The sequence below is a fragment of the Pseudomonas sp. ACN5 genome (assembly GCF_002303975.1).
Lineage (GTDB): Bacteria > Pseudomonadota > Gammaproteobacteria > Pseudomonadales > Pseudomonadaceae > Aquipseudomonas > Aquipseudomonas laurylsulfatiphila.
The window spans coordinates 323376-346003 of the sequence record NZ_MRCP01000005.1 but is presented as its reverse complement, the minus strand read 5'-3'; the positions used below and the strand labels follow the sequence as shown (position 1 = coordinate 346003).

General features: G+C 50.6%; 17 protein-coding genes and 1 pseudogene. 14 read left to right on the top strand and 4 right to left on the bottom strand.

Translation table 11 applies throughout. The annotated features are described in order from the left end of the window. Window positions 1–247: 247 nt before the first annotated feature. The 6 genes and pseudogenes from BSF40_RS12565 to BSF40_RS12540 all read left to right on the top strand — a co-directional run. Window positions 248–439, top strand: a pseudogene (locus tag BSF40_RS12565) (integrase); the annotation flags it as partial. Window positions 440–979: 540 nt separating this feature from the next. Then, window positions 980–2236 carry a hypothetical protein gene (locus BSF40_RS12560; protein ID WP_095965361.1) on the top strand — a complete coding sequence of 419 codons (1257 nt, stop codon included), beginning with the start codon at window positions 980–982 and terminating at the stop codon, window positions 2234–2236. A gap of 42 nt (window positions 2237–2278) precedes the next feature. After that, window positions 2279–3292, top strand: a complete 1014-nt coding sequence (locus tag BSF40_RS12555) for a glycosyltransferase family 2 protein (RefSeq protein ID WP_095965360.1) — start codon at window positions 2279–2281, stop codon at window positions 3290–3292. Between the two features lie 8 nt (window positions 3293–3300). Beyond that, the gene (locus tag BSF40_RS12550; RefSeq protein ID WP_095965359.1) at window positions 3301–3696 is read left to right on the top strand and encodes a GtrA family protein; all 396 of its coding nucleotides are present in this window, start codon (window positions 3301–3303) and stop codon (window positions 3694–3696) included. A gap of 200 nt (window positions 3697–3896) precedes the next feature. After that, complete coding sequence (locus BSF40_RS12545; protein WP_095965358.1) at window positions 3897–4094, top strand: hypothetical protein; 198 nt, start codon at window positions 3897–3899, stop codon at window positions 4092–4094. Window positions 4095–4298: 204 nt separating this feature from the next. Beyond that, the gene (locus BSF40_RS12540) at window positions 4299–4703 is read left to right on the top strand and encodes a hypothetical protein (protein WP_095965357.1); all 405 of its coding nucleotides are present in this window, start codon (window positions 4299–4301) and stop codon (window positions 4701–4703) included. A 133-nt stretch (window positions 4704–4836) separates the two neighbouring features. On the opposite strand, the gene BSF40_RS33505 is transcribed toward BSF40_RS12540, so the two are convergent. The 4 genes from BSF40_RS33505 to dbpB (BSF40_RS12520) form a co-directional block, all read right to left on the bottom strand. Then, a complete protein-coding gene (locus BSF40_RS33505; protein ID WP_141249738.1) occupies window positions 4837–5034 on the bottom strand; it encodes a lysis system o-spanin lipoprotein Rz1 in 198 nt (65 codons plus the stop codon). 726 nt (window positions 5035–5760) lie between these two features. Then, a complete protein-coding gene (gene queD, locus BSF40_RS12530; protein ID WP_095965355.1) occupies window positions 5761–6123 on the bottom strand; it encodes a 6-carboxytetrahydropterin synthase QueD in 363 nt (120 codons plus the stop codon). A gap of 43 nt (window positions 6124–6166) precedes the next feature. Then, a complete protein-coding gene (locus tag BSF40_RS12525; protein ID WP_095965354.1) occupies window positions 6167–6604 on the bottom strand; it encodes a hypothetical protein in 438 nt (145 codons plus the stop codon). A gap of 32 nt (window positions 6605–6636) precedes the next feature. Then, entirely contained in the window at window positions 6637–7692 is a 1056-nt protein-coding gene (gene dbpB / locus BSF40_RS12520; RefSeq protein WP_095974524.1) for a DGQHR domain-containing protein DpdB, read from the bottom strand. A gap of 181 nt (window positions 7693–7873) precedes the next feature. On the opposite strand from dbpB (BSF40_RS12520), the gene BSF40_RS12515 reads away from it, so the two are divergent. From BSF40_RS12515 to BSF40_RS12480, 8 genes are all read left to right on the top strand, one after another. Further along, window positions 7874–8809 carry a hypothetical protein gene (locus BSF40_RS12515; protein ID WP_141249736.1) on the top strand — a complete coding sequence of 312 codons (936 nt, stop codon included), beginning with the start codon at window positions 7874–7876 and terminating at the stop codon, window positions 8807–8809. After that, window positions 8806–9927, top strand: a complete 1122-nt coding sequence (gene dbpB / locus BSF40_RS12510) for a DGQHR domain-containing protein DpdB (RefSeq protein ID WP_095965352.1) — start codon at window positions 8806–8808, stop codon at window positions 9925–9927. The genes BSF40_RS12515 and dbpB (BSF40_RS12510) overlap by 4 nt, the downstream gene beginning before the upstream one ends. Then, window positions 9924–11222, top strand: coding sequence for a tRNA-guanine transglycosylase DpdA (gene dpdA / locus BSF40_RS12505; protein WP_095965351.1), 1299 nt, complete (start codon window positions 9924–9926; stop codon window positions 11220–11222). The genes dbpB (BSF40_RS12510) and dpdA overlap by 4 nt, the downstream gene beginning before the upstream one ends. Further along, window positions 11219–12274, top strand: coding sequence for a DGQHR domain-containing protein DpdB (gene dbpB, locus BSF40_RS12500; RefSeq protein ID WP_095965350.1), 1056 nt, complete (start codon window positions 11219–11221; stop codon window positions 12272–12274). The genes dpdA and dbpB (BSF40_RS12500) overlap by 4 nt, the downstream gene beginning before the upstream one ends. A gap of 28 nt (window positions 12275–12302) precedes the next feature. Next, window positions 12303–13004: a 7-cyano-7-deazaguanine synthase QueC gene (gene queC / locus BSF40_RS12495; protein WP_095965349.1), complete on the top strand. Its 702-nt coding sequence runs from the start codon at window positions 12303–12305 to the stop codon at window positions 13002–13004. A 63-nt stretch (window positions 13005–13067) separates the two neighbouring features. Then, window positions 13068–13703 carry a 7-carboxy-7-deazaguanine synthase gene (queE, locus tag BSF40_RS12490; protein WP_095965348.1) on the top strand — a complete coding sequence of 212 codons (636 nt, stop codon included), beginning with the start codon at window positions 13068–13070 and terminating at the stop codon, window positions 13701–13703. Window positions 13704–13980: 277 nt separating this feature from the next. Then, window positions 13981–16179, top strand: a complete 2199-nt coding sequence (locus BSF40_RS12485) for a hypothetical protein (RefSeq protein ID WP_141249735.1) — start codon at window positions 13981–13983, stop codon at window positions 16177–16179. A gap of 10 nt (window positions 16180–16189) precedes the next feature. Then, the gene (locus BSF40_RS12480; protein WP_095965346.1) at window positions 16190–22618 is read left to right on the top strand and encodes an AAA domain-containing protein; all 6429 of its coding nucleotides are present in this window, start codon (window positions 16190–16192) and stop codon (window positions 22616–22618) included. Window positions 22619–22628 lie beyond the last annotated feature (10 nt).

Here is a 22628-nt window from a genome sequence, read left to right as displayed (position 1 = left end):
GGACATCCATACCCCCCGAGCTACCATCAGGGAATGGATGATACTGACCAGGGCAACGTATGAGCACCGAACCTAAGCACGGATGGAAATGGGCTTACCAAAAACTGCGTGGGCTGAACTGTTCACGCGGGACAGCCTTCTACAGAGCAACGCTTTATTCCCTTCGGGGTGATACGGGGTCGTTTTACGTTGATCGCAGCTGGGAGAAGGTTCGCCTTCGACGCTGATTGCAACACTCGTTTTGGGACTGCTGATCGATGTTTTCAACCACACCGCGGCAAAGGGGCTGTGCCCGGACATCCCGGCCGTCAGCACGATCAATCGCATCGAGAAGAAACAGCGCAAACGCGATACCGTCGAAGGTCTTAAAGCGATCAGGGAAAAGGCGCCAGCCTGGCTACAGAACGCGATTGGTTTTGCGCAGGTACAAAAAAGCCGATCTATCTGATCGGCTTAAGTGTCTGATTTTACTCAGGAATAATGGTCGGGACGGAGTGATTCGAACACTCGACCCCTAGCACCCCATGCTTGCAAGGGTGATAAAAAGCCTTAAAGAACAACCCATTACGTAGACGTCCACTGCAATCGACGTTCTACGCGGCTCAGCTGAGTTTTACGTTTCCCCGCAAAAGTCCCTACTGACCTTCAAGGGGAATGCCTCTCCATCTACGGCGTCCTGCCGACCGAACACCATCCCCCTCTTTTATATAGGCTGGACCACCACGACTGCACACACGGGTGGCCGTCGACATCCCACACACCGCCCTGCGTGAAAGCACTGGCATCCCCCCTGACAGACGAGCATCCAACAGCGGCGAGCTTGGGCCCAACCACGATACGCACCATTGAGTCGGAAGCTCATGGAGTGCGGTGTCACCGAAAGAAGCAGCACCAACGTCCAGCGGGTATACTCGCCGACTTCAAGATATTTTCTATCTCACCACTCGTGCAAGAACGTAATATAGAGGGAAGAACAATAATGACGTCTCTTAAACCTGCTGAGCCCATCAGCAACGATAGACGGGAGCACGCCACAAACAAATTCGACATCATTTCTAATGCAAAGTCGAAACGTATGACCAACTTAATAGCCTATGTCGCACTACTGGCAATTTGTATAACTATATTTGAACCACTGATAAGCACGCTATCAGCAAATGCATTTGACTACGTTGTTCACTTGAGGTGGGCAAGCGAAATGGAACTAGGCCAAAAGCTGATACTTCCACACCCGCTGTATCACCTACTTTCAATTCTCACAAAGAAAATATTTCTTATTACCTATGCGCAGTCGTCAACTGTCGTAATAGTGTCGTCGATATTTTTTCTTTCAGTTTTAAACTATAAAATACTGGCAGAGAGCATGCATGCAATCATCGCCATACTGTTCTCAGTCTGCCTCCTCCTTGTTACTCCACTGCAACTGTTTTTCCCTATCGACCAGCACCTCTATTTCGGCTATATCGGGATCAGCATTTACCACAGCCCTACCATGCTGCTTTTAAAGCCTCTCTCCCTCCTTGCTTTCCTCTATGCTCTCAAATCGGCCAACAGCACATCGAGCAACGGCTTATCCAGTGGCATCGCACTTGCCATGGCTTTGTTTTTCTGCGGAGTTTCAAAACCAAACTTCTTGATTATTGTGCTGCCTGCCTTTGTATTATTTCTTTTGGTCACCCACAGACTGAAGCCAGCCCTGACGAGCAAATACATATATCTCTCATTTTTTCTCCCGATCTTCGCAGTGCTTGGTCTACAGTTTTTCCAAACATTCTTCTTCCAGGATCTTTCGCAAGCTACGGGTAGCACGGAAAGCCACATCGTGGTTATGCCTTTTGAGACGATGGCTCACTACTCCAACTTTCTGCTACCGAAATTCATCCTGTCGATAGCATTTCCACTGCTGGTTTTTCTGTGTTACCCAAGAAGCTTCATACAAGATAAGGCTGTAATTTTTTCTTCCTGCTGCCTTTTCATGGGCTTGGTTCTTACGTACTTCTTCGCAGAAAGCGGTTCCAGAATGTATGACGGAAATTTCTGGTGGAGCGGACAAATGGGGCTTTACCTGGTATTCCTATTTTCTGTCGCCTTCTTGTTCAAGAATACAAAAGCCCTGACCAAGAAGAAAATCGATAAAGCAAAGTACTCTCTTTGCTTGGCACTATTCTTTTCGCACGTAGCATTCGGTGTGTTTTTTTACAGACAAGAGCTTCTTTTTAATGCGAAATTTTGGTAAAGAAGTCAGTCGAGCCCACAATTTAATAAGACATAAAATACTATGACACCAAAAGCGGCCGGGCCACATATTTCAGTCATTGTTCCGGTTTACAAAGCCGAGAACTCACTTGACGAACTTTATTCAAGATTAAGAAAGTCCCTTGAAGATATTTCACTCGATTTTGAGATTTTGTTGGTAGAAGACTGCGGAGGCGATCGCTCATGGCAGATAATAGAGCGCCTCGCCGAGGCCGACCCGCGAGTTCGTGGCATTCAGCTAAGTCGCAACTTCGGCCAGCACTACGGAATTACCGCCGGTTTGGACGCCTGCCGAGGGCAATGGGCTGTCGTAATGGATTGCGATCTTCAAGACCGTCCTGAAGAAATTCCACGCCTCTATGCCAAAGCCCAAGAAGGCTACGACATTGTTCTAGCCTTGCGAGGAAAACGAAGCGACCCCCCGCTCAAACGAGCAACCTCCTGGCTGTTCTACAAGACGTTTAGCTACTTGGCTGACTTTGAATACAATGGCGACAGCGGCAACTTCCGCATAATTTCTCGGAAGGTTGTAGATAACGTCTGTCAAATGCGAGAGCAGCTCCGCTTTTTTGGTGCACTGGTTCACTGGACAGGCTTTGCCAGTACAGGAATTGAGATTGAGCATGCGGAACGCCTGGATGGGAAAAGCACTTATACGTTTTCAAAGCTTTGGAATTTGGCTATGGAAACAATTATCGCGTACTCAGACAAGCCACTTCGACTTGCGGTAAAGCTCGGTTTCACCATGGCATTATTGTCATTTATTTACGGAGCCTACCTCATATTTACCACCATGCTCCATGGTGCAGTTGTGCAAGGTTGGACCAGCCTTATGGTCTCTATATTCTTCATCGGCGGCATTGTGATCTCGATACAAGGTATTGTTGGAATATATGTCGGAAAGACATTTGACCAAACCAAGCGGCGCCCCTTGTACATCATAGGTCAGAAAACCTACGAATCGCGACGAGAGATACACGACATGACTGTACGTAGCTCACAGCCAGCGTTTCCCGCCGAAGAAGATAGAGGGTAGTTGACCGAATGAGCTTTTTCACCACGCCTGCTTTTGGCCAATTAATCCGCTACGGCATCGTCGGCCTAGTTAACAACTCCTTGCTTTATCTCGGATATCTATTGATCGTCTATTCAGGGAGTGGCGAAAAACTGTCAATGACACTGATGTATCTAACAGGTGTCGCTATTGGCTATATCGCGAACTACAAGTGGACATTTTCTCAGAGAAAAAATCGAGGAGCATTAATCCGTTACGTGCAGATGCATGTAACCGGGTACCTGATTAACTTCTTGCTCCTGTACACCCTTGTCGACACTCTGCATTACCCTCACCAGATCATTCAGATTTTTGCGATAATAACAGTGGCGTTTTTTGGATTTTTCACCTGTAAATACTTCGTTTTCCGCGAAAGCTCGACATGAATACAAGGAGTATTCATCATCAAAACAAAACACGAACTGCCGATCCGCCAAGCCACACTGAATCAGGTCGCAACCTATTTGGCATTGCTATTGATCATACCCCTAACTGCTACAAAGCGGGCCCGGGCTTCGAATGGCGCTCTAAAGGTGCATCTGCACTACTTTTGCCTTCCGCATAACCATGCCCTGACCTGACAGGCATGAAGACTGCACTCAACCAGTTCATGCAAGGTGCTGCTGCCAGCCCGGTGTGCGCCAGCAACAGCCCATTCGATCGTGCCGACACTTGGACCATCATCGACAAGCAGGACTTCGCCATCCAGATCGAAAGCCAGCAGAGTGGCGCTCGATTCTGGTTTATTCCTGAATGGATCATCCAGGATCATCGCCATCAGTGAAGCGAGTCGTAGGCTTGCTCGCAGGTCACTCCCCGGGCTCGGGCTTGGTCAGCAATTGCAGCCAGATCGCCCGCATCGATGATCAGAAACTCATTGGGAGTACGCTGGGCCAAGGTAAGCGCGTCCATACAGGCGCCACTTGCGGCCGTCATAACTCCAGAGTAACTTTGCACGCTGATCAGTTCTCAAAGGGATGGGTTTAGAATGGAAATCATCATAACCACATTGCTGATTGGCTTTTCTTTGGGGGCCGTCTGGATTTTTGCGTTATTCATTGGGCTATGCGTCCAGGTCAAGCAGTGGTGCCATAATTGGACCAACGACACCCATTTGCCGGTCGAACCGAACATGGTTCTTGAAAAAGTGCTGGTGTTCGTTGGTGCGAGCAGTTTTGACCGATTCACCTGCGCCTTGGTCATCCTGAATGCCCTGGTGCTCTGGCCTTTTTCCCTCGTCCTAGCAGTTCCGGCAATCAGAGCCTTTCGCCAGCGTGAGCGGCGCAGGGTTGAAAAATCACTGATATGTCAAAGCGAACCAATGCATCTCTCGCCAGACACGTCGACGCCTCTCGAAACAGCTATTAATAGTCGCTCAGCCTCGAACGCTTGATTATGTAGGTGCAGCGCAATCCGCCACCTCCCCCGCGGCAGTGACAGCCCTGCGGGAGACAGCAATAGCAAAAGTATCAGGCTGATTTACTAGCGCATACCACACACATTGCGCACATAACTTTGAAGCGCCTTCAAGGCTGCTTGGTCGGCAATGATCCCAGCGCGGATATCGAAAACAGTCGATCCAGAAGCTGCAGAGAGTTCGACGGTTCCTGCATCGCCCAGGCTGGCGGGGCTGGTGGAACTGGACACGCCCCCACTACTGGAGCGACAACTTCCCGCGATGCGCAGCCGGCGAGCAGTGTCAGCAGCACGGCGCAGCTTTTCATTTTCAGCGAGGCCATTGGTCTTTTCCTTCTGAGCTTTCTGGTCGAGATCAGCAAGTGCCTTCTCGGCGGCCTGCTGCTTCTCTGTTGCTTGGCGGGCCTGCTCGGCACCAGCGTTGGCGATCTTGGCGAGGTCCGCCTGCCGGCCAGCCTCAGGCCATAGTGTGAGTTAGCAGCGGATTTGGCACCGACCAGGACCTTGCAAGGGATTCCGAGCTGACCGCTATAAGCCGCGGCCGACGGATCTTTCGAGGGTTCAGCGGCACTCAATCGGTGCCAACTACCTGCAAAATGGTTTGTCACCAAAACAGCAAGAAGTCGGGTGAATTTGCGGTCTGTTTGGCACTGCGATTTGGGCCCAAAAACGTCGAATTTGGAGGTATTAGTCAGGGGCTTGACGCTTTGGTTTGATTCCAAATCGGCCCCTGGGCCTTGTGATCAAAGGGTCTTCAGGAGGCCCACAGCCCGTCAGCAATCAATTCGAATAGATGCGCCCTCCCCGCGCTCTGTTCCGTTTCCCGAGCGCACAATCGGAAGTCCGGCTTTCGCTGCTTCCGTTTGTCTTTAAAGGCACGGCCCGCGTGACGTACAGCCGGTTTCGCTGATTTGGGATGGTGACCTGTGCCGAGCTAGACAAGAAAATTAACCACCAAACTCGACAATGAAAGCCTACACCTATCCAGTGAACTACACACGGCACATAGTTCTACTTTCTTTACACGAGAGTGGTTATACCTCCGGCCCTCTATAAATACATCCACTTGTACATGTCTCGTGAATACGTATTGCGGATAGCTCTGGAAGCAATGGCTTTAGTTCCTGCCAAACCCAAACGGCTAAAATCTCGCTCGTCGGATTTTCCAGTCCGGGAATTTCATTAAGATAATTGTGATCTAAGCGTTCATACAGAGGCGCGAAGATTTCCTTTATCTCGGAAAAATCCCTGACCCAACCCGACGTTCTATCGACAGGGCCATCAATATAAATTGCAATACGAAAGGAGTGACCATGCAGACGCCCACATTTGTGCCCTTCTGGAACATTGGGCAGTCGATGAGCGGCCTCAAAAACGAATTCTTTAAAAATCTCCACTGATTCCTCCCGTATCTCAAGCAAAAAAAAACAAACAGCTAGACTAAACCTTCCAAGACTCAAGATCGACGCATAACGCTTCAAACAAAAACTCTACAACTTTGGCTCGCCCCTCACCCAGCGCTGACGCAATGGTGATAACAGAAACCAAAATGGAGTTAACAGTGCGCAAATCGGTTACATCACTCAAACAATTCAATATTTTTTCGAGTTTCCCCAACATAGCGGCTTGGGAAAAATCTAATCCCTGCACCACATGGGTAGATGGCGTCAGGTAGAGAATATTCGCACGCGTCCGCAAACCGTAGGCTTCAGTCAGCATGCCATACCCTTCCGAAGGGAAAGCTTCGTCCTGCCCTGCGAGCCTCCTCAATGCCTCCTGAAAAGCCATGGACAGGTGAAGAATGACTTCTGAGAACTCTTTTACACTGGCGTCACTGGCCAGGGCTGGAGACAGATCCGAGGAAACCAAAGTAGTCATAATGCCTCCTAAATATTAGTAATGAGCACCAGTTAGCTAGGTACGAGTTCCGAACTTCGAACCACCCTGGTCAAATGATCAGTCAAAAGATGAATATCACCATGTAAATTCTGAACTCCATTCCATGGCCGGTTGCCTGTTTTAAAGGACCACTCTCCCGAATCGAGCGTCCAAGCTGTATATCCTTGTAGCTTTCTAAGGCCTAACTTGAATACTGGGGCCAGTGGCGCTCCTGTAGCACACAACTGCTCCATGACGAACCCCATGGAAATAATCCCCGCGCTATGGACGAGACGAGAGCTTTTAGGTGTGTGACCATGCCAAGCATTTCCAAACACCTCCTGGACCGCTTGGAAAAACTCACTGATGGCCAAGAAACACCGATCCTCACCTCCCGACAACTCAATCACCTCCCGACAGTAACCGTCAGATAGGGAATTCATTACCAGTTTCTGGAGCGACGTATCACCGATGACCCCTGAGGGGTTGGTATGCTGCTTAATCTGTCCTTGCAAAGAAGATCGATCGTCATAATTCAGCATTTCCACGATGCGGGCTGCGCGGGCGCGGGAAGTCATTCTGAATGGAAGGCCGCTGACAGACGGGAGCAGTTCATATACCAGCGACTTCGGTAATGGACTGGTGTTGTTGACGAGAATGAATTGCCGGCGAAGCTCTTCCTGATTTTCACACACAAGAGCAGACACCAGTAACTGGAACGAACTCCCCTCGAGCCCAGCTAACGCAGATAGGCGCTGCTGACCATCCACAACGAACCCAGGAGGGCCGGATGAAATATCCACCTCAATTTCTGCATAGGCTCCATTTCCTTCCACCACCCGGACTCCACTGGTAAACGCTAACACCACAGCATTGGGCATTACCGCATCGGGACGGGAGAGGTAGTCGCGGATCTCTCGTATGTGCTTGGACACCTGTGGCCGCTGAAAGCCATGAAGGGCGCCACGATCATCACGCTTGACTCGGTCGATGCTAGCGATCGCCAAAATCTGCTCAACGGTAGCCGCAAACGATACCACTTGGTGGGTTGGGCTCTGTAACGCCTTGATTGCGCTGAACTTAAGCAATGAGTCTCTTCCTTCATCGAACGGCCCCCCAGAAAGAGGGGTAGCAGCAGTATTGAGGCTCTTATACCAACCCTTCCGCATAAAAACTAGCCTAAGCGCATTGGCCCATACAGTTATTAAATGGTAAATTGTCAGCCTCAGATAAATGCAAGACCAGTCAAAACAGGCCTACAGTTTTCCCATGAGAACCGTCATCATCACCAACTGCACCAATCGAAAACGTCTCGACGGCCTGCCGCCGGTGGTGCTGAACGACGAGTGTTATTCATCGATTGCAGCCATGGCAAAGGCGTGGAAGGGGCAAATAGACGAACGTCCCACCACTCTGATGGCATCTTCACTTTACGTGGGCAGAAGCGTTTCTGACGCGAGGCGTGTAGCAACGAAGTTGGACGCGAAGCTAATGTTTGCGTCGACCGGCTTAGGGTTGATTGAAGGCGATCAGAGATGTCCACCGTACAACCTGACGGTGGCTCAGGATCCGAATTCTATCATCCCACGCCTCGAAAAATTGGGTGTGCGCGCATCAGATTGGTGGGAAGCCGTGAATGTCACCCAATCAAAGGGAAGCGCCCTAGCGGACCTCGTCAGCCAACCCGACATCGACTTGGTGCTCATTGCCCTCTCTTCAAACTATGTCCAGTTGATAGGCGAAGACCTTGGAAAAATCAGGGACACGCAGATCGACAAGCTCAGAATATTCACTTCGCGCCCAGGCATCGAGATGCTCCCCAGCCATTTACGACGCATAGCGATGCCCTATGACGAACGCCTTGAAACCTCAACACTACCAGGCACTCGCAACGATTTCCCTCAGAGAGCCCTGCGTCATTTCATTGAGATTCTTGAACTGTCGAGTGCTCCTGCTGAGATCGCTCGAAAGAGCGTCAGCGCGGCGATGGATCTTTTATCCCTAGCAAAAACGACCATCCGGCGGCGCGCATCGGACAGTGAAATTGCCTGCATGCTTGAGTGTGTGTGGGCTGACTACCAAGGCAGTTCCACCCGATTGTTACGCTACTTAAGGGACGACGCCCTAGTGTCGTGCGAGCAGTCGCGCTTTCGGAGGATCTGGCAGGACATCAAAGGTCAAGACAGCATAGAGAGCAAAGCATGACGAGCGAAGATGCGATTGTGGTGCGTGCGCTACGCACCACGCAAGGCGACAACCTTGATGTGTATGCATTATTCATCAGGGGATCTGACCTGGTCCGAATTGCCGACATCAGCCGCCTGTCGCGCGAAGACAGCAGTCCCCTCAAGGGTTTTCAGCGCCCCGAGATTAAGAGTCATGTCAAAGGGATCACTGAGTACCTCAATCAGGGAAATGTACTTTTTCCCAATGCAATTATCTTAGCGCTGTCTCCTGACCTGCGTTTTGTTGCAGCACGCGGAAGCAAGCCGACAGGCGACGCGGGGCTTTCGCAAGCGGGTACGCTGACGATCCCTATCAGGGAGGAAGGAATGAGGTCTGCCTGGATCGTGGACGGGCAACAGCGCTCATTGGCGTTGGCGAAAGCGGCCAATTCGGATCTTCCTGTGCCAGTGATCGGTTTTGTATCCGACAGCCTAACCACCCAGCGCGAGCAATTTATTTTGGTCAACAAGGCCAAACCCTTGCCCACTCGACTGATCAACGAACTACTGCCGGAGACAGGCAGCATCCTTTTGCCCCGCGAACTGAGTGCTCGCAAGGCACCAGCTGAGTTGTGCGGGCTTCTTAGCCGCGATCCCAACTCCCCTTTCCACAAACTCATAAAGCGGTCGTCCGAGCAAAATAGCAAAGCAGTGATCACTGACACCGCTGTAATAACGATGATCCGTAATAGCATCAGTAATCCGTTGGGGGCGTTGGCTCCCTACACCTCCAGCATCGACGGTGCGGCGAACGTTGAGTCCATGTACAACCTACTGACGACCTTCTGGCGAGCAGTGCGTGATACGTTTCCAGAGGCGTGGGCACTTGAATCCAAGAGCAGTCGACTCATGCACTCAGCGGGGATCATAGCCATGGGAGTGCTTATGGATCGGATCTACGCCAAAATCGGTGGTCAGCGCGAAACCTACGAAGCCGTGCTACAAGAACTGGCCAGAGTAGCCCCTTACTGCGCATGGACAACAGGTCAGTGGCCGATGATTAATGTCCAGTGGAATGAAATCCAAAGCACCCCTCAAGATATCAAGGCGCTGCAAGAAACCTTGATCCGCCTCTATATGACCAGCGCTCACCAATGAAATTTTTATACGCCGACACCCAAGACTACGTAGACCCGGACTACGATTTCATCAACGATCGAAATGCGCCGGGCCGGAAGAGATACTGGGATGACCAGTATGCGCACGAAATGATGACCCCCGTCCCTTATGATGGGCTCTTGGTCTCGATGAGCGCAGTGCGACCTGCAAATGGCGTCGCTAATTCAAAGGTTCGGTACTCGACTTCCGAGCAGCAGCGCTTCCTCAGAGAAGGCGCGCGCAAATTTCTACGACTCGATGGCATTCAGTTCAAAGATACGATGGTCCTAGGTGACTGCGGGGCTTTCGCCTATGTAGAGCACCCTACCCCCGCGTATAGCCCAAGCGAAGTAGTAGAGTTCTACTCAGATGCGGGATTCACCCACGGTTGCTCACCGGACCACATCATATTCAACTGCGACTCCAGCAATCCTCCAGCGCTGAGCCAGTCGGAAGATGTGCTGTTTCGGTACGAAATTACGCTCAAAAATGCGCAAGAGTTTCTGCGTTTAGTGAAGGAGGCGGAATGGCCTTTCGAACCTCTTGGAGCGGTGCAGGGTTGGTCTCCTCAAAGCATGGCGAACGCTGCAAAACAACTCGAAGACATGGGTTATCGCTACTTGGCGATCGGAGGTCTAGTACCTTTGAAAGTCGATCAAATCCATGAGGTTTTGAAAGAGCTTCGAGCGGTCCTTAAGCCCGAGACAAATATTCATCTGCTGGGTTTTGCTAAAGCTGAGAACATCCATGAATTCACCGGATATGGCATTACCAGTTTTGACTCAACCTCCCCCCTTATACGCGCATTTAAAGATGCGAAGTGTAATTACTACATGGGCAACAATACAAGCAAACTGGATTACTACACTGCTATCCGCATTCCTCAGGCGATTGAAAATCCACGCCTGATGCAAGGAATAAAAAAAGGCACTCTGAGCGCAGAAGAGTTACAAATCAAAGAAAAAGCGGCGTTGCTAGCGATCCGCGACTACGATAAAAACCTGCTCGACTTTGATTCAACTTTAGCCGTGCTAGTAGACTATCTCCGACTGACTCTTTCCGGATCGATATCATCATCAATAGAAATGGAAAAAGAAATCGACAAGCATGTCCGACTAATCTCACCCACGCTGAGAGATAAACCGTGGCAAAAATGCCAATGTTCGATTTGTCAGTCCGCGGGTATCGAAACTATTATCTTTCGAGCCAGCAATCGAAACAAGAGACGCGGATTTCATAACTTAGGCGTGTACCACCGCCACCTTCAGAAAACCCTGGAACTTTCGAAACAATGATCTATCGATTTAAGGGTGTGCGCGCCCAACAGGCCTCAGGGCATGATGTATTTTCGTTTGCGGCCACTCCAAATGAAATTTTAGATTTTTCTGAAATTGAGAGAGTCGGCCGCGATGAAGAAGGCCACCTCAAAGGCTTTCAGCGCCATCAAGTCGCGTCGCACATCAGAGATATTCGTGACTATCTTCAGCGCGACGATGCATTGCTTCCTAACGCAATTATTTTGGCCTTTCTGGATGGGGTAACGATTAAAGACCTCGGCGAGGGTATTGTAGAAATCATTATTGATGCTACCGAATCAAAACCAGGCTTTGTGGTCGATGGACAACAACGACTTAGCGCCCTTGCGACGATGGAAAAACCTGGATTCCAGGTATTTGTATCTGCATTGATTTGTAAAGACTACAACGAACTGCGGCAGCAGTTTGTGCTCGTCAACAATACGAGGCCGCTGCCAAAATCGCTGATCTATGAACTTTTACCGACTGTTGACGGCCTGCCAGAACGGTTCACGAGTCGTAAATTCGCTGCTCGCATTATTGATTTGTTGAATTTTCTGCCTAACTCCTCTCTATTTGGCGAGATCAAACAACATACGAATCCTAGAGGAGTACTAAGCGACATGGCGATGCAGAAGTTCGTGATGAACTCTGCGAATGATGGCGCGATTCGTAGCTTCATGAAGTTTGATGACTTTGAGGGGCGCAGCATCGAACTTATCAATAACTTCTTCCATGCAGTGCGTGTAGTTTTCAAATCGGAATGGGAAGGACTAGCGCCCAGGAATTCACGTTTGAAACACGGGGCGGGCCTGGTGTCTTTGAGCTTCGTTATGGAGTTGCTTTACTCCGATCAAGGCACAACCAGCAAGGAAGGTTTTATCAAAGGTCTAAAACTTTTGAAACCTCATACGGCATGGACAAGTGGCGATTGGCACATTTCTGAAACCGATCGACGCCCCTGGAATGGTATCCAGAACACGCCCACTGATATCGGACTACTAACTAAGTATCTGACCGAAAAACTCAAGCAAGAACTGAAACGACGCTAAATCCGGACCCAGTTCCGAGGAGAGCAGTATGCACACCAAAGCCTTAGTTTTATTCTCAGGCGGACAAGACTCAACCACCTGCCTTGCCTGGGCGCTGGGACGTTACGAGCACGTCGAGACCATTGGCTTTGATTATGGCCAGAGGCATCGAATCGAACTCGAATGTCGGCTGAATATCTTGCAGGAGGTACGTAACAGATTTCCGAACTGGGCCAAGCGACTCGGCGAGGATCACGTGCTTGACCTCAAATTACTCGGCCAAATCAGCGATACGGCGATGACCGCTGAGAAAACCATAGAGTTTGAAAAGAATGGACTTCCCAATACGTTTGTACCCGGGAGGAATCTGCTGTTCTTGACGTTCGCAGCCACTATTGCCTACCGACGGGGCCTCACAGTACTAGTCGGAGGAATGTGCGAAACCGACTACTCAGGCTATCCAGACTGCAGGGACAACACCCTTAAAGCCACCCAGGTGGCCTTGAGTCTCGGAATGGACGCTCCCGTGATCATTGAAACCCCCTTGATGTGGCTCGACAAAGCTCAGACCTGGCGTTTGGCTGAAAACCTAGGCGGTCAAGATTTTGTTAGCCTGATTCAAGAAGAGTCCCACACCTGCTACCTCGGGACTCGACAGCAGAAACATGATTGGGGCTACGGGTGTGGTACGTGCCCAGCTTGCGAACTGCGCAAAACTGGATATGAGCAGTACATTCAAGAACGAGATTGATGATGGTTCAGCGGTGGCGGATCAGTGCACTCGCCACCTACTTGAATCAGATGAGTAAACAAAATGACTTACAGCATCAAAGAAATGTTTTACACCCTTCAAGGGGAAGGCAACCAAGCGGGTCGACCCGCGGTATTCTGCCGATTTTCAGGATGTAACCTCTGGTCGGGACGAGAACAGGACAGGGCTAGCGCGATCTGTACATTCTGTGACACGGACTTCGTGGGAACAGATGGTCAAGGTGGGGATAAATTCAAAAATGCGGAAGCTCTTGCCCATGCCATTGATTCGTTTTGGCCAATATCCCACCAGAATCATAAGTATGTGGTATTGACCGGCGGAGAACCTTTACTTCAGGTCGATGACGCATTGGTAGACGCTCTGCACAAGCTAAACTTCAGCATAGCTGTTGAAACCAACGGCACCGTCGCTCCCCCCTCGGGTATAGACTGGCTTTGTGTTAGCCCAAAATCAAGCGCTCAATTAAAGATCACCCAAGGTGATGAACTGAAGCTTGTATTCCCGCAAAGTGACTCCATGCCATATTTGTATGAGCACCTAAATTTTAAACATTTCTACCTTCAACCAATGGATGGCCCACATGCAAAAAAAAACACTGAGGCCACTGTTGATTATTGCAAGAGCAACCCTAAGTGGCGACTTAGCTTGCAGCAACATAAAATATTGATGATTCAGTAGAAATTACTTAACTCAGCCTTAACGCAGGATACAACTGCTTCCCTCGCGGCTGAACTGCTTGAGAACGACCTCATCCTATATCGCAGAAAAAGCATCGCACGTCGTTAGAAAATATATAGTAGATCTCGTCCCTACCCTACCTCTTGCGGTCGCATCGCAGGTCTGCAATGCTCGGGATACAAATCTCTATTTTGAGTTTCGAATGCCCCTTTCGCTTAGCGCTTCTACGATTAAATCTTGGTTTCAGTACCGCTGCGAGCGCAAGACGCGCTACGAAATGATGGAATCCAATGAATTGGTCACTGCCGGTGTGGACAAGGTACCCACGGATGTTGGCGCATGGGCTAGCCTAGGGAACGAGTTCGAAACTGCCATCGTACAAAAACTTATCGCCACGGGACAAGCCTTGCCCCTTGCCCCTGGCGAAGACAAACTGAGCCAAGCACGTACAGAAGCTTTTTTACGAGGCAGCCTCCCGCATAATTATGCCCCACAGGCAACTCTAGACGCCCGCCGTACTGCGAGTACCGCGCTGAAGCTCCCAGACGGGATATCTCTTCGTCGCTCGTTTCCTGATCTCATACGAGTCGATCGTAGCGTAGAGCCGCCTGTATTCAGTATTATCGACATCAAAGGCACTCAGTCCGCTCGTGCGTTTCACAAAGCTCAAGTGGCTTTTTACGCCGAGTTGCTTGAAAAGCTTCTGGTAGATTTGCGAGTGCCTGGAGTTATTTCCTCTCAAGGAGAAATCTGGTGCATCAAGGAAGGAACCCTTGCAGACGAAGGCATACATCGGTCTGAGGTTTTTGACCTACAACCCTACCGCCGACTCGTGAAAGACTTTTTTAGTCGTGAACTGCTAACAATCAGTCAAAAAGAAGTATCACATTATCGCGATGACACTTTTTTCCACATCTACTACAAATGCGAACAGTGCCAATACCTGCCGCACTGCATTAAAAGCATCAATAAAGCCGATGCCGCGGATAGAGATATCTCAGCTGTTCCTGGACTTACCCACGAAGGCAAAAAAACGTTACTGCGTAGAGGAATAAGCAATTTAGGTGCGCTCACTGAAGCCGATCTTAACGCCCAAAGCCCTAACCTAAATTGGTCACTACAGCGAAGGGCTGAAGTATTGATCGCCCGTGCAAAGGCTCAGACTCAAGGAAGGCTTCAACGCATTCCGGACCTAGCGACATATTTAATGCCTCCGCGCGTGGACGCGGCACTCTACATTGTTGCGGACTATGACCCGGTAGAAGACAATTTAGTCACCCTCGGATACCGATTCAAGAGCGCGACTAAGAGTCACTCGATAGTGCGCGTACTGAAGGAAGGTGACAAATCAGCAGAAGCGAATGCAATTTCTGATGTTATGGGCAGTCTCATTGAAGACCTCACCGCGATTGATTTACATAATCAACAACACGTTGGAGATCTAAATGCGGAATTGCACGCACATATATTTCTGTTTGAGCCGACAGAAGCTCAGTACTTGCAGAACGCCATCGGTAGACATTTAGACGACCCAAGGATTAGAACTGGGCTACTGCATGCGGTGAGGCTCTTTCCGCCTGAAGATTTGGTACCAGAACCGGAGTTACGCGGTATACACCACCTTCCTGCGACAGCGCTCAGAAGCGTGTTCGAGCAATTGTTTGCATTGCCTGTACGAGTATCCTATGACCTTCGCCAAGTCAGCGAGGCGATCGCCGTCTGCGACGCGAATTTCTGCAACGTTTATAGGCCGCACGGACCGTTCCGGCGCGAGTTTTCATCGCTCTTAGCCATGGATGTAATTCGAGCTCTTCGTAACTCAGAAGATCGAGGAAATCTTGAAGCGATTGAAGCAGATGTCGAGGCTCGGCTTGAGACGACAGCGTCACTAGTTGAATGGTTACTTGAGGAAAACCTTAACTCCGCAAAACGTTTTTTGAGACTTAACAAAAGGCCATTTCGCTTCCAAACTATGCTCGACCCACTAAACGCGAAGGACTTGGACATATTGCAGGCATACGAGTTGCTAGAGGCGCGCTCGTCGATGCTAGCTACGCTGGTTCGGCTTACTCAGGCGTTCCCGCAACGACGCGCAAGCGGACAGTGCATGGCAGAACTCAAGCTTTTGAAAAGTGGCAATACTAACGGAAAACTATGGTTACTCTTCAAAATACCTCTGGAAAGCCAAGATAGCGATATATCCTCTGATGATTTCGCTCTAATTTTGACGAACGATGATCCTGATATTCGCCTCAACCCATATCGCTGGGGCGAATGCCGAGTATCGATCGCCCCTAGGCAAGATAAACACCAATTCGACAGTATCCTCGTGACCATTCACAAGCCACAAGACAAACCGCTATTTCAGCAGTGGCTACGCGAAATCGAGGGCCCAGGCTGGTTCCTTGATCGGGTTTACGAAGACTTCACCAGCTACCGCGCTCAAGAATTTCTAGCCTACCTTGACGCTAAATAGAGTCCCGCCCGTGCAAACCAAGGATGACATCAAGCTTTTCCTTCGCAACCCCCAAGAATTTGCGTCCACGCTGCTCCCGAACGATGCCGAACTGTGGATGCAAGGCCTGACCGAGGTGGTGGAACCAGCAATTAATGCTCGAGAACAAGATAAGCCACTACGGCAAGCGCAGCGCGATGCCTGGTTGGGGCTTTCTAATCAACGGGTAGGACTCATTCTTGGACCGCCTGGAACCGGTAAGACTCATGCTCTCTCATGGATGACAACTGGATATCTAGAAGCTTGCCGACGCAGTGATACGCCCTGCCGGGTTTTAGTGACAGCATTCACCCGGAACGCTATTTCAAATCTCATGGAAGGCCTCACGAAGCGCCTATCTAAGCACCTTCCAGTACCAGTACCAATGTACTACCTAGGGAAACCTGCCGGCCCTCTGCCTGAGGGAGTTGAACAACTACCTGCCATCAGTGATAGCTCAATTGACGAGATCTGGAATAAGCTTTCCGAACCACATGCGATCTTAGGCTGCACGGTCTGGCAACTGAATCGGCTTATCACAAAAGCTCCGAAGCCACCAAGCGATGGCCATACAGTTGCGCTATTTCGGCTCGTCTGCATGGATGAGGCCTCCCAGATGTTGGTATCGCAGGGGCTTATGGCGCTTGCGGCGCTGGCACCAGGCGGGCGCGTATTAATTGCGGGCGATGATCGCCAACTGCCGCCGATTCGTGAGGAACACAAGCACCATTCCTCCGGCCCTCGGCTAGGCGGATCGCTGTATTCCTTTTTGCGCTCCTGCAATACCAGCGAATTCTCGCTAGACGAGACATTTCGTCTCAACGGACCTCTAACCCGATATCCCCAGCGCAAGTTTTACGAAGGTAAATATTTTAGTGCTGCGCCTGTTTACGAACGTCGTTTAAACCTACGATCGAACTGGCGCGAGGGACTACAGGAATGGGAACAGCGTGTTCTCGACCCCGAACACCCATTGTGCGTCCTATTGCACGACGGCCCTTCTGCCGCTACTAGCAATGAATTCGAAGCAAAGCTTACCGCTCATCTTACGAGGCTTCTTCGAACCCGACTTGAACCAGGAGACTCAGACGACTCTGACCAAGCTTTTTGGGCCGAGCGCCTTGCAGTAGTAAGCCCTCACCGAGCGCAGAATGCCCTTATTCGCAAACTTCTTGGTGATAGCCGAGGCAGCAAGGTTGTGGTCGAGACAGTTGATCGAATTCAAGGCAAAGAACGCGATGCAATTATTGCGAGTTACACAGTTGCAGACTCAGAGTTTGCGTTGGCTGAAGCAGATTTCATCTTCAGTCCACTTCGGCTGAACGTCACTATCACTCGGGCACGCTCAAAGTTCATACTGCTCGTGTCGCGTAATTTGCTGGATGCCGTTCCGTCCGAACAGGACCAACTCGACTCGGCTCAAATTTTACGAGAGTTTGTATTCGAGGCCCGAGACGCAGGACAGATCGGACTCCCACTACCAAATGGGACGCCTGTTCAAGTCAATATTCGACTGGGCAGTTTCGATGAGTCCAGCGAATTACCGCAGATCAGCACACTACCAAATCCTTTGGTTGTCGACCTTCCACCGATGAGCGCTTGGCTCCAAAGCATGCTGGCGACGATTCGTAGTCAAGCCATGTCGGACAATAAGGGTGTAGCACGCGACTATCTTTTGGCAAAAGCGTTAGCTAGGCAAACAAAGGAAATTTTGTCAGATCTGATTACACTTCACCGACATGGCGTTATTAGCCTAATTCCTGTTCAGACCCAACACGGCGAGTACTTTCGTATTTATCCACTGGAACCTGCGCGCCGACTCTATAATATCGCCAAAGATACGCTTCTGGCTCACTTGGAAGAAGTGATTCAGCAGACTCGCAATGGTCGATTTCCCCCGCTCTACTACCTAGTGAGAGACCGCTTTGACTGCTTAAGCCCAGACGGTAGCGATTTGTTACATCCGATCTGTGCAGACTTGGCAGCGCAGGGCCTAGTCTGTTTCTCCCAGGATAAGTACCAGCGTCTCGTTGTGGATTTGAGTGGAAACAATCCGGAATCAAAAGAAAGAGACATTCCACCAGCCCCCCTTGATGAAAAATTGTCTGACGTTGACTTTAGCGTTCTGAATCGCCTTGAGGATTTGGAGGCCCGCCGAATAAATTTCGGAGTCTTTGAGGGCTGGCACAATATAGGAGGACTGGCAGAGAGTCTTGTCTTAAGCAAATCGGCAGTAGCAGGAGCAGTGCGCCGCTTAGAACTACATGGCCATTTGCTGCATACCGAAGATGGGCGACTGCGAAGCCGTATGGCCGAACTTGCACGCGAAGTGCGCTATGTTAAGCAGCGCTTCACTCCCGAAGACTCTGACCGACGACCTTTTCTCGTTCGAGGACTTAAGGTTGAGATACGCAATCGCAACAAGCCGAAACCTACTCACCTCTTAAGCACTGTTGTTGCTCAACTCAAAATTTTGGTGGCTAAAGAACCACTGTTTTCAGTTGCGGTTGACGCTTTATCGGCCGCACTATGTCGCGATTGGAAGGTCGAAGACCCCACGTTACGAGGCTTTCAAGCACGTTCTTTACTTACATTAGTACCCGCTTGGATGCAAACAGACGAAGCCTGTGATCGGTTTGTCATAACTGCAGACACAGGAGCAGGCAAGACCGAAGCTGCCTGTCTACCGCTTATCATCGGCGCGTTATATGATCGGCTACGACACATCCATGGCACCCGAGCCATTCTCGTCTATCCCCGTGTGCGTTTGGCGGCGAATCAGGCCCAACGCCTAACCCGCTACTTAGCTGAACTCGCCGTAGATCCTTCGGTGCCCTTACTAACAATTGGACTTCAGAACGGTGACGTGCCTAGAAGCTTCTCCCTCAAAGTAAATGAGGAAGTATGGAAGCCCGGCGTAGGAGCGCCTGGATGTTATGAATTTCCCTTCTTCCATTGTCCAAAATGCGACTCTCTCCTGCATTTAAATCCAGGAGCAGGCATCAAGGGTGCCGACCGCCTCGCGTGTATCGGAGCTAAATGCGACTGGGGGTACAATGGATGGATCGGAAGCAAGCAAGGCCTAATAGAAACTCCACCAGCATTGTTTTTACCGACAACTGAGTCTCTACACCAGTGGTTAGGAGATCCCAGGTACGGATCTCTCTTCGGGGATCACCCAGAGCATGCACCTCCGAGAGCGCTACTGGCTGATGAGATTCACCTCTACTCGCATATTCACGGTGCACAAATCGGATATGCATTACGACGACTAATGGTGCGAGCCGAGGCTAACGGCGGAAAATGTCTCGCCATCGGTATGAGCGCCACACTCGGCGAACCAACCGAAGTGTGGCGTACTCTGGCAGGAGGTAACGCCGTCACGGCAATCCAAGTTGACGATCACGAGCGCGAACTCAGTATCGAGGGCCGCGAGTACTTCTACTTCATTCAACCAGAAGTTGAGTCGCGAGGTAAGGACATCGCGGGCGCTTCCTCTACCATTCAAAGTCTGATGGTACTGGCTCATGGCATGCGACGGCGTACGGGTACAGAAGGTGGTTTCCGCAGTATCGTCTTTCTGGACTCGGTCGATAAAGTCAAGCGTCTGCACCACGACTATCAGGATGCCGAAGAGAACAATAATCTAGCGCGACTTCGCACCTATTCTTTCCCAGACTCCGCCACTGGTGGCCTGCGTCAGCACTGCTGTAAACAGCCCATTGGCTGCGATTGCTTTACGAAGGGTGAATGCTGGTTCTTCGCCGCCAACGACAATCGGCAATGGACGGCAAACGGACTTTATAAGCCGAACTCCCCCCTAAAGGTTACTAATAGCCCGGTATGGTCTGGTGCCGGTGCTCGTGCCGAGGAAATGATAAAAGACAGCGATATCGTCTTTGCTACATCATCCTTGGAGGTCGGTTACGATGACCCAGATATGACCCTCGTTTACCAACATTATGCCCCGGTCAATCTCGCAAGCTTCATTCAGCGGAAAGGTCGTGGAGGACGCGGGGCAGACGACAGGCCCTTAACCGGAATTACATTGTCGCCCTACTCAGCCCGCGACAGTTGGTATTTTAGAAAGCCTCAAACCCTCCTCGACAGTAAGCACTTTGAAGTACCACTGAACATGACCAACCACGCTGTCGTACGTGGTCAAGCCATCACTCTGGTATTAGATGTAATCGCCCGTCACGAGGCAAAAAAACAATTGTCGGGAATCGACGGATCGGGTTGCCTACACCCGAGTGTAGCAACCAACGCGGATAGAGCTTTGAAGCAAATATTCGGGAACAGCGTCTATTCCATTCTCGATACCGTTTGCTTAGATACCTTCTGGCGGACAGTCCAACTGGCGGCAGAACACCCACTCCAATCTGCAGAGAATGCCAACCAGAGGCGTGCCTGGACACCTTGGGTACCCAAAACTCTATTTGAGACCGTGAACCTCCCAGTACTTACAGTGCATTTTGAGCGGGAGCAAAAAGACGAATGCGTAAATGAGGATATTTCCCTGGCGCTCAATAATATTGCTCCGGGAAACATGACGCACCGCTATGGAAGTAGGGAACTTCACTGGCGAGCCCCTTCCGCTGGGCGTCAGCCCTGGCTGGATGCACAGGAAATGGCCGATGCCAATCAACTCGACTTTGGCGGTGCGGATGCCCTATTGCAGTTGCTTCCAGCAGAGGCACGTAAAGAAATCGGCAAAAGCAGCAGCCTGCATCCAGTTGTATTCTGCCCAAGGCACGTAAAAGCTGAAATTGGCGGTAAGTTGCAAGGTCAATGGGTCTCTCGATGGCAGGCAAATACAGACTACACAGAGCTCTTTCAAATTCCTGCCGGCACCCAAACATTGGATGAGGCGCTGAAGGTTCATCACAAGAGCAGCGGCCAGTTACGAGGTTTTCCAGTTATCCAAGCCGACGCCTCGTCTGCGCACAGCAATGACCCAGGAGTGCTATCTGGGATAATCGAACGGTTGGACATCCATACCGGTGGCACACTTACACACGTTGAGAGCGGACTACAACTGGCCCGTGTATATTGGGGTGCTGATAGCGAAGTTCGATTCTGTGATGCACGTGTAGATTCACTACAGATCAGCCAATTGTTCACCCACCCAAAGACTCTCGAAGCGGTGCTCTTCGGTTATCGAGTAACTACTGAAGGTGTCCGATTCCACATCGATAGTGCAGCCCTTTCTCGATTTGTCGATCATGAGATCGCGGCAATGAGTCCCGATAGTGAAGAGGGCAAGTGGTACCGCCTACAAATGCTGCGATATATCGTTCAGCGGCGTGCACGGAGCGTCGACATGAATAGCTATCAGGCCCAGCGAGCCGCCGAAATTATTGCGGCAGCAGCAGGTAACCCAACTCTGCGCAAGAAACTCCTACAACTGACTAAACTATGGGACAGGCGACGTGTCCGCGAGTTGTTCTTGCAGACCTATCAGGAGGTACTTCATCAGCACCCCTTGCTGTCCGAGCGCCGCACCGAACAGGTCGCGGAGGCTGCGGGTTCACAAGCCTTCCAAGATTTGCTGAGGGAAGTGTTCACCAACCTAGAGAACCCAGAACACTTTAAAATGTATCTGCGCAGCCTTGTGTTGCATAGTCTAGCGATTCGCCTTAAGCACGCTTTTGTTCTGCACGGGCGAGGGGACGAACGCCGTGTAGTGTGTCACGCTAAACTACCAATCCAATTTGGCATGGCAGCAGACGATATCGTAACGATCGCCGAGAATGGTGAGTATGGAGATGGAACTACACGCACATTCGGGGGACGGTTGGATGATGCCCTCAAGGATCTTGCTGAGGGTTTCCTCACTGAATGTCCCAATGCAGCCGAAGATGCGCTACTAGCACGGGCATGGCAAATGAAGGAGAACCACCCTCAATGGAGACTCCTGAGCCCTCGGGATGCCACAACCCTCGATAGTCTTAGGAGAGATCTTCGATTAGCCGAAAGCGACGAAGTCCCATTCCATACTTTGCTACGTGTGTTGTACGGCGTTGAGTCAATCGGCGACTATGAGTTCGCCTATTACGATCTATGGAGTGAGGCTCGACATATTGAAGATGCGTTGCGAGAACAAATGGGGCGCCAACCCTCGACCTGGGAGTTAGTAAGTGCGGTTGTCGGACGTGCTAGGGAAGGATCTGGAGCAACCCCCACTACACACGCTCTACTGCATTGCTACGCCAGCATTGAGGACGCGAACCAGGAAGACAGCTTGTCAGCAGAAGCACGTCTAGCCGATCAGATTTATCGAATAAGTGGCCACCTGTGCGTCGATGGGTGCCAGGCATGCTTGCACACCGGCAGCGACATTATGCCCGCCGGTATAGTCGAGGCCGCTGTTAGTCGCCGACTGCTAAAGAAATTCGTAGACGCGAACCTACGACAGTAGGCTGAGATGA

What these genes read in the sequence shown, in the direction of transcription:
- BSF40_RS12560 (WP_095965361.1), top strand. Translation starts at nt 980, where the DNA reads ATGACGTCTCTTAAACCTGCTGAGCCCATCAGCAACGATAGACGGGAG.
- BSF40_RS12555 (WP_095965360.1), top strand. Translation starts at nt 2,279, where the DNA reads ATGACACCAAAAGCGGCCGGGCCACATATTTCAGTCATTGTTCCGGTT.
- BSF40_RS12550 (WP_095965359.1), top strand. Translation starts at nt 3,301, where the DNA reads ATGAGCTTTTTCACCACGCCTGCTTTTGGCCAATTAATCCGCTACGGC.
- BSF40_RS12545 (WP_095965358.1), top strand. Translation starts at nt 3,897, where the DNA reads ATGAAGACTGCACTCAACCAGTTCATGCAAGGTGCTGCTGCCAGCCCG.
- BSF40_RS12540 (WP_095965357.1), top strand. Translation starts at nt 4,299, where the DNA reads ATGGAAATCATCATAACCACATTGCTGATTGGCTTTTCTTTGGGGGCC.
- BSF40_RS33505 (WP_141249738.1), bottom strand. Translation starts at nt 5,034, where the DNA reads ATGAAAAGCTGCGCCGTGCTGCTGACACTGCTCGCCGGCTGCGCATCG.
- BSF40_RS12525 (WP_095965354.1), bottom strand. Translation starts at nt 6,604, where the DNA reads ATGACTACTTTGGTTTCCTCGGATCTGTCTCCAGCCCTGGCCAGTGAC.
- BSF40_RS12515 (WP_141249736.1), top strand. Translation starts at nt 7,874, where the DNA reads ATGAGAACCGTCATCATCACCAACTGCACCAATCGAAAACGTCTCGAC.
- dbpB (WP_095965352.1), top strand. Translation starts at nt 8,806, where the DNA reads ATGACGAGCGAAGATGCGATTGTGGTGCGTGCGCTACGCACCACGCAA.
- dpdA (WP_095965351.1), top strand. Translation starts at nt 9,924, where the DNA reads ATGAAATTTTTATACGCCGACACCCAAGACTACGTAGACCCGGACTAC.
- dbpB (WP_095965350.1), top strand. Translation starts at nt 11,219, where the DNA reads ATGATCTATCGATTTAAGGGTGTGCGCGCCCAACAGGCCTCAGGGCAT.
- queC (WP_095965349.1), top strand. Translation starts at nt 12,303, where the DNA reads ATGCACACCAAAGCCTTAGTTTTATTCTCAGGCGGACAAGACTCAACC.
- queE (WP_095965348.1), top strand. Translation starts at nt 13,068, where the DNA reads ATGACTTACAGCATCAAAGAAATGTTTTACACCCTTCAAGGGGAAGGC.
- BSF40_RS12485 (WP_141249735.1), top strand. Translation starts at nt 13,981, where the DNA reads ATGATGGAATCCAATGAATTGGTCACTGCCGGTGTGGACAAGGTACCC.